Source organism: Rhodococcus sp. KBW08 (genome assembly GCF_003852455.1).
GTDB lineage: Bacteria > Actinomycetota > Actinomycetes > Mycobacteriales > Mycobacteriaceae > Rhodococcus_F > Rhodococcus_F baikonurensis.
Genome location: NZ_QAJJ01000044.1, coordinates 52,081 through 64,433, shown reverse-complemented (window position 1 = coordinate 64,433; position 12,353 = coordinate 52,081). Strand labels below are relative to the sequence as shown.

Sequence of the window (12,353 nt, the reverse complement as noted above, 5' to 3'; positions counted from 1 at the left end):
ATGTACGGCTACCTCTGGGGCGCGCTCCCCGGCCCCCGACCAGTGAAGGCCCTGCTGGCGATCGTTCTCGTGGTTGCGGTCGTGCTGCTACTCATGGAAGTCGTATTTCCTTGGGTGTCAGAGCACATGCCCTATTCCGACGTCACCGTATAAAGCGCCCGTGCAGGTCGGCCGCACCGGCACAAGACTCGGCTGGAGCCCGAAGGCGCTGTCCTACATCGGAATCGACGGACCTACGATGATTCCGGCGTGCCGATGAACCAGTTTCCACGTGTCGGAACGACCTGAGCGAGCACTGAAACCTGACTCCGCCGCTACAGAACCTTCGTGAAGATCTGCGCCGGCGCTGCCGTCTCCAGCTTGTCCAGTGCCGCAACCAACCTCACGAAGTGCTCGGTATGGGTGTGGGCGTCGAGGTGCTCCTGCGATTCCCATTCCTCCGCCAGCACGAGCTCGCACGGATTGTCGGTGCGCTGCAGTAACTCGTAATTGATGCAGCCGTCTTCTTTTCGGGTCTCGGTGACAAGTTCGTCGTACAGCCGAAGCACTTCCGCGAGATCACCCTGCGCCACTGTGGTTGGCACCAAAACCCTGATCACAAAGACTCTCCGATTCCACTGTCCCGCATTGACCCCTCCGCTCGAAGTCTGCCGTAGACCCCCGACAGATCAAGATTTCCGTTGTGACTCGAAGTTTGCGGACAGGCGCAATATCTACGAAACACCCCCGATACCGAAGGTTCGTAGGGTTTGCCGAAGTCGGGCTCGCAATCAGCAGCGCAGCCCTGGGCCCGGGCGAGGGGTAAGCACATGAGTGGAAATGCAGTTCGCTTGCAAGCGATCAAGGACGTCGAGGCCTACACACCGCCGGTGGTCAGCTTCACGACCGATGAAACTCCCGGCGAGGTGTTCGGAGCCAACGTCTTCAACAAGGTGGTCATGCAGAAGCGGCTGCCCAAGCTCGTCTACAAGTCGGTGATGGCGACGATCGAGCAAGGCAAACCACTTGATCCCATGGTCGCCGACGCGGTCGCGTCCGCGATGAAGGACTGGGCACTGGAAAAGGGCGCGACCCACTACGCCCATGTTTTCTATCCGCTCACCGGGTTGACGGCCGAGAAGCACGACAGCTTCCTCGAACCGGTCGGCGACGGCAGTGCGTTGGCCGAGTTCGCCGGCAAGACCTTGATCCAAGGTGAACCCGACGCTTCGAGTTTCCCGAACGGTGGGCTGCGCAACACGTTCGAGGCCCGCGGATACACCGGCTGGGATGTCACGAGCCCGGCCTACGTACTCGAAAACCCCAACGGCAACACACTGTGTATCCCGACTGTGTTCGTCTCGATGACCGGCGAAGCACTCGACCACAAGACTCCCCTGTTGCGCTCACAGCAGGCCATGGGTTACCACGCCGAACGAATCCTGAAGTTGTTCGGGCACAACGATCCCGAGCACATCGTGTCGTTCTGCGGTCCCGAGCAGGAGTACTTCCTGATCGATCGACACTTCTTCCTCGCGCGCCCCGACCTACTGAACGCCGGCAGAACACTCTTCGGCGCAAAGCCGCCCAAGGGCCAGGAGTTCGACGACCACTACTTCGGGGCGATCCCGGAACGTGTGCTCGGATTCATGATGGACACCGAGCGGGAACTCTTCAAACTTGGCATCCCCGCCAAGACACGGCACAACGAGGTTGCGCCCGGCCAGTTCGAGATCGCCCCGATGTTCGAGCGCGGCAACATCGCCGCCGATCACCAGCAGTTGCTGATGACCACCTTCAAGACCATCGCCAAGAAGCACGGCATGGAATGCCTCTTCCACGAGAAGCCGTTCGACGGCGTGAACGGCTCCGGCAAGCACGTCAACTTCTCCCTGGGCAACTCCGAACTCGGTAGTTTGCTTGTCCCCGGCGACAATCCGCATGACAATGCGCAATTCCTAGTCTTCTGTGCCGCAGTCATCCGGGCCGTCCACAAGTACGCGGGACTCCTGCGCGCATCTGTCGCTTCGGCAACCAACGATCACCGTCTCGGTGCCAACGAGGCTCCCCCGGCCATCATTTCGATCTTTCTCGGCGATCAACTGGCCGACGTCTTCGAGCAGATCGCCAAGGGCGCGGCGACGTCGTCGAAGGACAAGGGCACCATGATGATCGGTGCCGACACCCTTCCCGTCCTACCGACCGATCCGGGCGACCGCAACCGCACCAGCCCGTTTGCCTTCACCGGCAACCGTTTCGAGTTCCGCGCACCGGGATCGATGCAGACGGTCAACGGTCCGATGGTCACCATCAACACGATCATGGCCGAGGCCTTGGACTACATGGCCACCGAACTGGAATCGGCAGTCGCAGACGGCGCCGATTTCGACACCGCCGTCCAGAATCTGCTCACCGAAATCATCACCAATCACGGTGCGGTTGTCTTCAACGGCGACGGCTACTCGGAGAACTGGCAGATCGAGGCCGAGTCTCGCGGCCTGCCGAACCTTCGCACAACGCTGGACGCGCTGCCTGAACTGATCACCGAGCCCTCGATGGAACTCTTCGAGAAGTACAAGGTCTTCAACCACCGAGAGATGCACAGTCGCTACGAGGTCGGACTCGAACAGTACGCACTGAGCATCGGCGTCGAGGCACGCTTGGCCGCCGAAATCGGTACGACGCTGATCCTTCCGGCTGCAGTGCGCCACCAGACGGAAGTTGCTCAAAACTTCGTCGCGCTGAAGTCCGCCGGCCTCGAACCGGATTCAGCTCCGCTCGAAGAAGTGTCGGCGCCCGTTGCGGCTCTACGAACTGCGCTGGCGACCCTGCGTGCAGCCATCGACGCCGACGCCGGCGAGTCCCCGTTCGATCAGGCCAAGCACGCCCAGGACGCACTCCTGCCCGCGATGGCCGAAGTACGTGCAGCGGCCGACTTCCTCGAAACCATCGTCGCCGACGATCACTGGCCACTCCCGACATATCAGGAGATGCTGTTCATTCTCTGAGCATCACCGAAAATCAACGCCCACAAAACTGTGGCCTGCAACTCGATCGAGTTGCAGGCCATAGTTGTCGAAGCTTGCTCGGCTAGCGGTCTTCCGGCATCGTGACCTCGAGGACGCGTGCCTCGCCGGTCGTCGCCGGGTCCGGCCGATCGCGAGAATCGGACGACGCCATCTTGAGTCCGTTCAAATCGGTCCGCATGTAGATGACGTTGTAACGGTCCCACGTCGTAGCAACGAATTCGAGGAACTGTCCGCTCGCCCACGGGTGCATGAATCCGCCGTACAACGCGGGCAACGTGATTCCGCTCAGCAGAGTTTGGGTACCGCTCCACGGTCCCTGCGGCTGATCAGCCTGACGGATCACGAGATTGCCCTCGGCGCTGGTGTACATGGCGACGTACTTGTTCAGGTAGTCGTTCCATTGCACTGCGAGCTCACTGACGGGTGCCTTGATGACCTGAACGGCATCGGTATCGCGTGGGCTCCAACCGGATCCGTCCCAGTATTCGTAGGCGCCGAGGTTTCTGATGTCCGCTCCGGCCACCCGCGCCAGGATCGCCTTGCCGAAACGACCTGAGGGAGTTCCGTATTCGTAGATGTAGCCGTCCCGGCCGTCGAGGAAGGCGCTCTGCTGGAAGTTGGAATTGATCGGAGATACTGCCGGAATCCCCGGAATACCGAGTCCTTCCGTATTGGCGCGAACTGTCGCGGGATCGAGTTCCCAGTTCTCACCGTTGTCTGTCGAGAAAGCCAGGGCCGAGTAGTTGGTGGTCCAGGCACCGGGTTCGTCCCAGGACCGAACAGACATGAACCTGATGTATTGCACACCGCCGTAGGAGATTCCAGCTGTGGGGATGGTCGTGAACTCCCCCGGGATACCGAATCCCGGAATGATCTCCTTGGAATGATTGGGTCCGTCCAAAGGTGAGCTGTCGATCTTCATTCCGTCGGCAATGGCGGTGTCGTTGCTGCGGAACAACACGTTGCTGCGCCAGTCGTCTCCTGGGGTGTCGCAATCACCCACCGTGTCGCCGAAGGCCATCAGAACGTCGTGATCGGGCCCTGAAAGACCGTTGTCCCACATGATTCCGAGGTCGGTTCCCGACACGTTGAACCGCTCGATGGTGTTGTTCGGGCTGCCCGGGCCGGTGACCATTTCGATTGCCTTGGTCCGGCCGGTCAGCACCGGTAGAGCGCCGTTGGGAGCGCCGGTGATCCACGGCAACGCGTTGGCGAGGGATCCCGTACCTGCTGAACCACTGCCGAGAGATCCGGTCAGGGATCCGAGCGAACCCGTCATCGATCCGGCGGAGCCACTTCCTCCCGAACCACACGGTCCACCGATCGCCGACGCAGACGGTGCTGCGGCGATCGTCGCGGCAATCGTGACGACGCCTATCGACAACATCGCCGACATGGAGTGTTTTTTACGCACGTGCAGCCCCTCTGATCATTTCGACTCGCGTTCGGACCACAGGCACAGTGATCCCCGACCGCAGAAGCAAACCATTTGGACTGTGTTAAGAGAGTGAAAGCTGAGCAAATTGTTATAAATCGCCCGTTCAACTGACACAAGTGGCAGCTGTGTCCGATTTCACCTTCACAGGACAGTTGTCCGATACAGCAATAAAGGCGCCTAGTATGTAACGGAAATGTAAAAGAGTTCTCACAACGAGGTAGGTGAGCGGTGTCCGTACGTGACCGCGTAGCGCAGATTTACGATCAGGTTTTGGTTCGCAATGCAGGAGAGCCCGAATTCCATCAGGCCGCCGCAGAGGTCTTCGAGTCTCTTCACGTAGTACTCGAACGCCACCCGCGCTACGCCGACGCCGGACTCATCGAGCGGCTGTGCGAGCCGGAACGCCAGATCATCTTCCGCGTGCCGTGGACCGACGACGAGGGCAATGTTCACGTCAACCGCGGCTTCCGCGTGCAGTACAACAGTGCACTCGGCCCCTACAAGGGCGGCCTGCGTTTCCACCCCAGCGTCAACCTGGGCATCGTGAAGTTCCTCGGCTTCGAGCAGATCTTCAAGAACTCCCTCACCGGTCTTCCCATCGGCGGCGGCAAGGGTGGCTCGGACTTCGACCCCAAGGGTCGCACCGACGCGGAGGTCATGCGCTTCTGTCAGTCCTTCATGACCGAACTGCAGCGCCACATCGGTGAATACACCGACGTTCCGGCCGGTGACATCGGCGTCGGCGGTCGTGAGATCGGCTACCTGTTCGGCCAGTACAAGCGACTGACCAACACGTACGAGTCGGGCGTCCTGACCGGCAAGGGCATCACCTGGGGCGGATCACAGGTTCGCACCGAGGCCACGGGCTACGGCGTCGCGTACTTCGTCGCCGAAATGCTCAAGGCGAAGGGCGAAGGCCTCGAGGGCAAGAACGTCGTGATCTCCGGATCCGGCAATGTCGCCATCTACGCCATCCAGAAGATCCACCAGCTCGGCGGCGTCGCAATCGCCTGCTCGGACTCCTCGGGATACATCGTGGACAAGAAGGGCATCGATCTCGACCTCCTCAAGGAGATCAAGGAAGTTCGCCGCGGCCGCATCAGCGAGTACGCCGACGCAGTTCCGCACGCCGAGTTCATCGCCGACGGATCCATCTGGGATGTGCCGTGCGATGTCGCACTCCCCTGCGCGACTCAGAACGAGCTCGACGAAGATGCCGCAAAGACCTTGATCGCCAACGGCGTTCAGGCCGTTGCCGAAGGCGCGAACATGCCCACCACCCCCGGCGGCATCCAGCTCTTCCGTGACGCGAACGTGGCCTTTGCACCCGGCAAGGCAGCCAACGCCGGTGGCGTGGCAACCTCTGCTCTCGAAATGCAGCAGAACGCTTCGCGTGATTCCTGGAGCTTCGAGTACACCGACGAGCGCCTCGCCGGAATCATGCGCGGTATCCACAAGCGCACCATCAACACCGCTGCCGAGTACGGCAAGCCTGGCGATTACGTGCACGGCGCGAACATTGCCGGCTTCGTGAAGGTGGCCGACGCCATGATTTCGCTGGGCGTCATATAGAGATTTCCGCAACACAGACAGCAGTACAGAAAAGGGTGACTTCACCCTGATCCGGTTCCCGTACGTCGGACTGGTCGAATCACCACCTAGGCCTCGAGGGCCCTGGGTCCTCGAGGACCCAGGGCCCTCGAGCTCGATCTGAGCAAATCACCCGCGACGATCACCGTTGGCGCCGGCAATGATGCCAGACGGGACTCGTGGTGTCTGCCGAATCGTTTTCCGCTCTGACGTCGAAAAACAGCGTAAGTGGACGATTGTTTAGGTCCGGAGCGCGTGGGGCATATGGACTTATCTTCACATTTGTCCATTTCACAGTTGGACAGTCGTTCATGTGGTAGAAATCACAACGCCTGGCGCAATTCGATCCGCAAATTTCAGCGGCGAGTATGCCCCCGAACAAGGCCTCAGCGTGTATCCCGCTTCGTGACGCGCCGAGCCTCCGGGTGCCTGTGCCAGGCGACGCACCTGTCAAGAGGAGGCCACCCCATGTCCCCAGCGCTGCTGAACAACCCGGGACCGCTCATGTTGGGAGGCAAGCCCGCCTCCACAGCGGTCAACGACGTCATCCCACTGGCAAGCGATCTCGTAGATCACCTGTCCCGTGCCAACCCGACGTTGACTTCCCTCCAAACGGAGGCAGTACGTCGGGAATTGATTGCGGTGATCGTGCAGGGGCTCCAAGTGGGGATCCAGCTGTTGGATCACCGCAAACTCCCTACCGACCAAGAGTTGGACGGCATTCATACGATGACCGTCCAACAGGCATTGAAAGGGGTGCCACTCAGCGCGATCCTCAACTTGACCAACGAGGGCATCAGCACTTTTCGCACCCTCATCCTCAGCAGGGCCGACGCCGAGGACTCCGACAATCTCGGGGATCTCAACGAGTTCTTGTTCGCACTCGCGCAGCGGCTTCACTCGTTCATCTCGATCAGCTATCTCTCGGCTCTTCCAGCCGGTTCCCAACTCGGGGAATACTCCGCCGGCGCGCTCGTGAAAGCCATGTTGGACGGCGACGATCCCACCCAACTTGCGTTGCAGATGGGCATCGAACTCGCACCCCGCTATCTCGTCCTACGGCTCCTGGTGAACCTGCCGCCCACTCGTCCGGGAGCCCGGAATGGCAATCACCAGCGCATACAGGCCTATCGTGACCTCTCCGTCGCTCAGTCGAAGATCGCGGCCCACTTCGGGTCGGCACTGCTCGAAGCGCCCGCACCGCAACGTGGTCTGGTCCTGATCGAAGGCACGCCCGACTGGAGAACGGTGTGCGAGGTCATCCAACGTGCGCGCGCGACTGTGGGGGTGGAGATCACAGCGATCGCCGAGAGCGCCGCCGTCGGTGATATCGCCGCCGCCCAAGCAACCACTCACGAATTGGCGCAACTCGTGCGGCGGCTCAGACTGCCGGCGCGGTCGTACCGAATGGAAGACCTCGCGCTCGAGTATCAACTGACTCGCAGTGGCGCAGGCCGCGACAGCCTGATCAATCTCCTCAAGCCGCTCGACGGAAATCCAGAACTATTGCAGACGTTGTCCATCCACCTCGCCAACGGCCAGCACCGTCAGCGCACCGCGTCGGCGCTCGGTCTACACACGAACACCGTCGACAACCGCATCAAGCGCATCGCAACCCTGACCGGATTGGATCCGGCACTACCCTCTGAGCTGCTCAAACTGCGCGCTGCCATGATCTCTCTGACCTTCGCCAGCACTGATATGGACAATCGTCCAGCGAAAGTGTGAACACTCACATCCTCGCTATTAGCTGTCCACGCATAGAGCCTCGACCCCACTTTTTCGTATCGAGCCGGGCTATAAAAGTGTGGTGCGAATCACCGCGCAAACCAGTAACAATTAAGGGGAAAAACATGATCAACGGCCAGGATAACGCTCTCCTCGGTGCCTTCTTCGACACCATCCTGCAGCTGTTCAACGCGGGCAGCACCGGCACGGGCTCGACGGATGGCGGCGGCGTCTCCTAGGACGAATCTCGGGCCCTGTGCGAGAGAATCTCTCGCACAGGGCCCGCTCCAAGCCGCCTGACACTGTGAGGGCGGTGACCACGGTGACCACCACGTCGCCACCGCTGAAACCAGGAGCAAGCACATGATCGCCGCACCAACCACAGGCGCTTTGGCCGTCGTTTTGAACACCGTCCTACAGATGTTCAACGCCGGCAGCAGTTTCCTCTACACCGACAACTCTCCGATCGGCGGCGGCGGCGAAACTCCCACGACGCCTGCTCCCTGATCGACTTATCCGCTCGCATCACCAAGTCGCGGCACAGACAGGAACCACCGTGATAAACCAGCACACCCTGGGCAGCCTGGTCATCGACTTCGGCTCACTCTCCCGAGCACTCGGCTTCGGCAACGGCTCGATCGTGTCGCTCGGCAGCACCGGAAGTGCCTGAAACAGCCTTCCCGACCACGTCGACGATCCCGTCGCCGCTCACATCCTCACCACATCTCGAAACAGAAAGCAGGTCCCCCTGTGCCTACAATTCCGCTCACCGGCGACCCCATCGTCATCAACATCATCGTCCAGCTTCTGAGCGCGGGCAGCAGCAATGCGCTCGCGTTGGGCGGGGTCGGTAGCAGCGGTCTCGGTAGCACCGGGCTCGGCAGCTTCGACTCGGCGAGCCTCGGAAGCGCTGCTTAGGACCTCACTTGTGATCGGATCGGTGTTCGATCCGCGTCTTCGATCGCCGAAACAGTCCATGAAACCCACGTTGCCCTCCGTCATCGATGACGGAGGGCAACGTGGTCGTTCGGGCGAAACGGCTCGCGGTTGGGCGATCCGGTCGTCGGCCTTACTGTCTCGGCGATCGAAGAGTTGGAATCAACGCCAGTCTTTGGGCGGATCAGTGTCGTCGTGCTCGATGGTCACGGACTCCGAACGATCGTCAGCCGCAGCCTTTTTCGCTGCCTCACGCATCTCGATTCCGTCGGACACCCAGTCACCGATCTCGCGCGTCACGTCTCGAACAGCCCCGGCGATGATCATCGCGATCGAGCCCACGTGGTTGGCTGCACTTTCGGTCAGTTCCTGGACCGTGTCCTTGCGGCGTTCGAATTTCCCGACCATCAGTGTGTGCCTCTCAGGCTGCTGTTCGCTGGCGCTCGACGATAACACCGGGAGGGGTCTTCGACTTGACCAAACCGGGCGGAAGAGCGAGCTTGAAGATCTTGCCCCACACCGAACCGATCTGCTTGAAGAACCCACCGGTGTTGTACGGCAAACCGTACTTCACACACAATTCTTTCACCTGAGGAGCCAGTTCCGGATAACGATGCGCAGGCAGGTCCGGGAAGAGGTGGTGCTCGATCTGGTGCGAGAGGTTGCCCGACATGATGTGGAAGAGCGGGCTCCCCTCGATGTTGGCGCTGCCGAGCATCTGGCGTACGTACCACTGGCCGCGAGTCTCGTCGGCCGTCTCGTCTTCGGTGAAGCTCTGTACGCCGGTGGGGAAATGGCCACAGAAGATGATCGAATACGTCCACACGTTCCGGACCAGGTTGGCAGTGACGTTCCCCGCCAGAGTGGTCACGAACAGCGGCCCCGTGAGAACCGGGAAGATGACGTAGTCCTTGAGGACCTGCTTGCCCGCCTTGTTCCACCAGCCCTTCAGGAGCGGCTTGACGTCGTGCCATTTGCGCTTGCCCTGGATGACGTTCTCGATCTCGAGGTCGTGCATCATCACGCCCCACTCGAAGAGCACCATCAAGGCAAAGGCCCAGACCGGATTACCGAGGTAATAGGGGTTCCACTTCTGCGCGTCGTCGATACGCAGGATTCCGTATCCGATGTCGCGGTCTTTGCCGAGGATGTTCGTGTACGTGTGGTGCATGTAGTTGTGCGAGTGGCGCCACTGGTCGGCCGGGCACACCGTATCCCATTCGAAGACTTCGGAATTGAGCCCGGGTTCACGCATCCAGTCGTACTGACCGTGCATGACGTTGTGGCCGATCTCCATGTTGTCGAGGATCTTCGACACACTCAGTGCACCGACTGCCGCGAGCCACACCGGCGGTAGGAAGCCGAGGTACATCAAGCCGCGACCGGCGACTTCGAAACCACGCTGAGCCTTGATGATCTTGTAGATGTACTCCCGATCCTCCGCACCGAGCGAGGCGACGGTGCGATCACGCAATGCATCCAACTCACGGCCGATCTCCTCGACCTGCTCGTATGTCAGGACGACGGGAGCATCGTCCTTCGCATCGGAACCGTTGCCGAGGAACGGGAGGGTGGGAAGTGAAAGTCCAAACATGTCGGTCTCCAGACAGTCGTGTGGAAAATGGGACTTCAGATGTCGACGGTGACGTCGCCGACGGGAGCGCTGACGCACAGCTGGATCTTCTTGTCCGGCTCGTCGTCTGTCTCACCGGTGCGAACGTTGCGAGTGCGACCAGCCTTCTTGACGGAGGTGCAGGAGAAGCAGATTCCCATCCGGCATCCGTATTCGGGATTGAGGCCCGCAGCTTCAGCTTGTTCGAGAAGAGTTTCGCCGGAGTTCTCGGCCGCCACCCCACTTTTGGTGAAGGACACCTCGCCGCCGGCCTCACCCGGTTCGGCCACCGCCGGCGCGAACTCCTCGGTGTTGAGCAGGTGCTCGACGTCGACCTCACGGAATACCTCACGCACTCCCCGCATCAGTCCGGGAGGCCCGCAGAGATATGTCTGGGCGTCGATCGTGTCCGGATCGGCGATCCACGGCGCCACCGCGTCGAGGTGCCCACGATCGAAGAAACCTTCGAGGTCACCTCCACCGCTTTCGGTGTACACGAGTACCAGTTTCACGTTCGGGTTCTGCTCCGCGATGGTTTTCAGAGCGCGTGCATACGCCACGTCCGCATCGGTGTTCGCGTAGTGCACGAACACGATCTCGCCCGAGTGCTCCTCCTCCACCAGCGTCCGAAGCATGGACATGACCGGGGTGATTCCACTGCCGCCACTGATCAACAACACCCGACGCGGGCGGTCGACGGGAAGGGAGAACACACCGTCTGCCTGCGAGAGGCTGACAACGAGTCCGGGCGCGGCGTTGACGTACAGATACTGCGACACCAGGCCACCCGGATGCGCTTTCACGGTGAGCTCGATCAGCCCACTGCGCGTAGACGCGCCCCCGGCCGGTGAGTAGCACCGAGTGTGACGAACACCGTCGATCACCACGCCCAACTGCACGAACTGGCCCGCCTGAAAACCGCGCCACTGGCGAGTCGGGCGTAGCGTCAGAGTGACGGAGTCAGCGGTCGGATGGTCGACGGCGACAACCTGCGCGCGGATGTCACGAACGGTCGCCATCGGGTTGACCAACTCGAGGTAGCGGTCGATCTGATGTGGAGCGGCCATGGCTTCGATGAGTCCCACCAAGGACAGTCCACGCCGAGGTGTGGACTTCGGTGTCGTGTTCTCAGGAGCTGATGCGATTGTCATGACCCTCCTCGTACTTCGATTGCCGGGTGTATCGATTGCTGAGCTAACTTCCCCCGACTGCGTGAATTCAGTGTACAAATGTTCACCAAAGATAGTGTGACAGGTGCACACAAGTACATGTCAACAAGAATGTGATCCGAGTTACACGAGTTGCCGAAAGGAGCCGGAATGCCTGTACCTACACTCGACGTCGTGACGAAGGCCGGACCGGTGAACCCGGAGCGCAGGGAACCTGAGAACAGGGAACCGGAAAGTCGTGCCGCCAAGAAGGAACGCACACGCCAAGCGCTCCTGGACACTGCCATGGACCTCTCGGCCGATCGCGGCTTCGCCGGAATCAGCTTGCGAGAGGTAGCCCGGGAAGCCGGGATCGTTCCGACGGCCTTCTACCGCCACTTCGCTTCACTGGAGGACGTCGGCGTTGTCCTTGTCGAGGAAAGCATGCGCATGCTGCGTCAGATGCTTCGCGACGCACGGCGCAATCCCAGCACCAAGGACGCCACCACGTCGCTGGAGATCCTTGTGCGACAGGTACATTCACATGAGCGGCAGTTTCGGTTCCTCTGCCGTGAACGCTACAGCGGCGTCAGTGAGGTGCGACGCGCGATAGCCACCGAAATGCGGTTGTTCGTCAGCGAATTGACCATCGACCTCTCCAGAATTACCGGGCTGGAAAGCTGGTCGTCGGACGATCTGGAAATGTCTGCCGACCTGATCGTCTCGACGATGTTCAGTGCTGTCGTCGAACTGCTGGACGCCGGGACGGCCGGGTATCGCGACGAAGCCGCCGTCATCACGCGAGCCGAGAAGCAACTGCGAATCATCATGCTCGGAATGGCCACCTGGAATCCACCTCGAAACTGACCTCGGGTTCACCTTTTCGACGTACG

Annotated in this window: 12 protein-coding genes; 7 read left to right on the top strand and 5 right to left on the bottom strand. The window is 60.8% G+C overall.

What is annotated here, in order from left to right; all coding sequences use genetic code 11:
• Positions 1-153: a hypothetical protein gene (locus DBV08_RS32505; RefSeq protein WP_095973066.1), complete on the top strand. Its 153-nt coding sequence runs from the start codon at positions 1-3 to the stop codon at positions 151-153.
• A gap of 161 nt (positions 154-314) precedes the next feature.
• Here the strand turns inward: DBV08_RS32505 and DBV08_RS31700 are convergent, their stop codons facing one another.
• The gene (locus DBV08_RS31700; RefSeq protein WP_234036628.1) at positions 315-584 is read right to left on the bottom strand and encodes a putative quinol monooxygenase; all 270 of its coding nucleotides are present in this window, start codon (positions 582-584) and stop codon (positions 315-317) included.
• A gap of 225 nt (positions 585-809) precedes the next feature.
• On the opposite strand from DBV08_RS31700, the gene DBV08_RS31695 reads away from it, so the two are divergent.
• Positions 810-2,987, top strand: a complete 2,178-nt coding sequence (locus tag DBV08_RS31695; RefSeq protein ID WP_124570057.1) for a glutamine synthetase III — start codon at positions 810-812, stop codon at positions 2,985-2,987.
• Between the two features lie 82 nt (positions 2,988-3,069).
• Here the strand turns inward: DBV08_RS31695 and DBV08_RS31690 are convergent, their stop codons facing one another.
• A complete protein-coding gene (locus DBV08_RS31690) occupies positions 3,070-4,404 on the bottom strand; it encodes a DUF4185 domain-containing protein (RefSeq protein WP_124570055.1) in 1,335 nt (444 codons plus the stop codon).
• Positions 4,405-4,674: 270 nt separating this feature from the next.
• Here DBV08_RS31690 and gdhA point away from each other — a divergent pair, with 270 nt between their 5' ends.
• The 4 genes from gdhA (at position 4,675) to DBV08_RS32495 (ending at position 8,682) form a co-directional block, all read left to right on the top strand.
• A complete protein-coding gene (gdhA, locus tag DBV08_RS31685) occupies positions 4,675-6,018 on the top strand; it encodes an NADP-specific glutamate dehydrogenase (protein WP_095973062.1) in 1,344 nt (447 codons plus the stop codon).
• A 486-nt stretch (positions 6,019-6,504) separates the two neighbouring features.
• Positions 6,505-7,764, top strand: a complete 1,260-nt coding sequence (locus DBV08_RS31680; protein ID WP_095973061.1) for a CdaR family transcriptional regulator — start codon at positions 6,505-6,507, stop codon at positions 7,762-7,764.
• 363 nt (positions 7,765-8,127) lie between these two features.
• Positions 8,128-8,271, top strand: a complete 144-nt coding sequence (locus DBV08_RS32500; protein ID WP_003945326.1) for a hypothetical protein — start codon at positions 8,128-8,130, stop codon at positions 8,269-8,271.
• 243 nt (positions 8,272-8,514) lie between these two features.
• A complete protein-coding gene (locus DBV08_RS32495) occupies positions 8,515-8,682 on the top strand; it encodes a hypothetical protein (RefSeq protein WP_003945367.1) in 168 nt (55 codons plus the stop codon).
• A gap of 180 nt (positions 8,683-8,862) precedes the next feature.
• On the opposite strand, the gene DBV08_RS31675 is transcribed toward DBV08_RS32495, so the two are convergent.
• From DBV08_RS31675 to DBV08_RS31665, 3 genes are read right to left on the bottom strand one after another with little or no spacing between them, the layout of a single operon-like run.
• Positions 8,863-9,108 carry a hypothetical protein gene (locus tag DBV08_RS31675; RefSeq protein ID WP_124570053.1) on the bottom strand — a complete coding sequence of 82 codons (246 nt, stop codon included), beginning with the start codon at positions 9,106-9,108 and terminating at the stop codon, positions 8,863-8,865.
• Between the two features lie 13 nt (positions 9,109-9,121).
• Entirely contained in the window at positions 9,122-10,294 is a 1,173-nt protein-coding gene (locus DBV08_RS31670) for an acyl-CoA desaturase (RefSeq protein WP_095973059.1), read from the bottom strand.
• 35 nt (positions 10,295-10,329) lie between these two features.
• Positions 10,330-11,463: a ferredoxin reductase gene (locus tag DBV08_RS31665; protein WP_124570051.1), complete on the bottom strand. Its 1,134-nt coding sequence runs from the start codon at positions 11,461-11,463 to the stop codon at positions 10,330-10,332.
• 168 nt (positions 11,464-11,631) lie between these two features.
• Between DBV08_RS31665 and DBV08_RS31660 the strand changes: the two genes are divergently transcribed.
• Positions 11,632-12,327 (top strand): TetR family transcriptional regulator, encoded by a 696-nt coding sequence (locus DBV08_RS31660; protein ID WP_095973057.1) that lies wholly within the window; start codon positions 11,632-11,634, stop codon positions 12,325-12,327.
• Positions 12,328-12,353 lie beyond the last annotated feature (26 nt).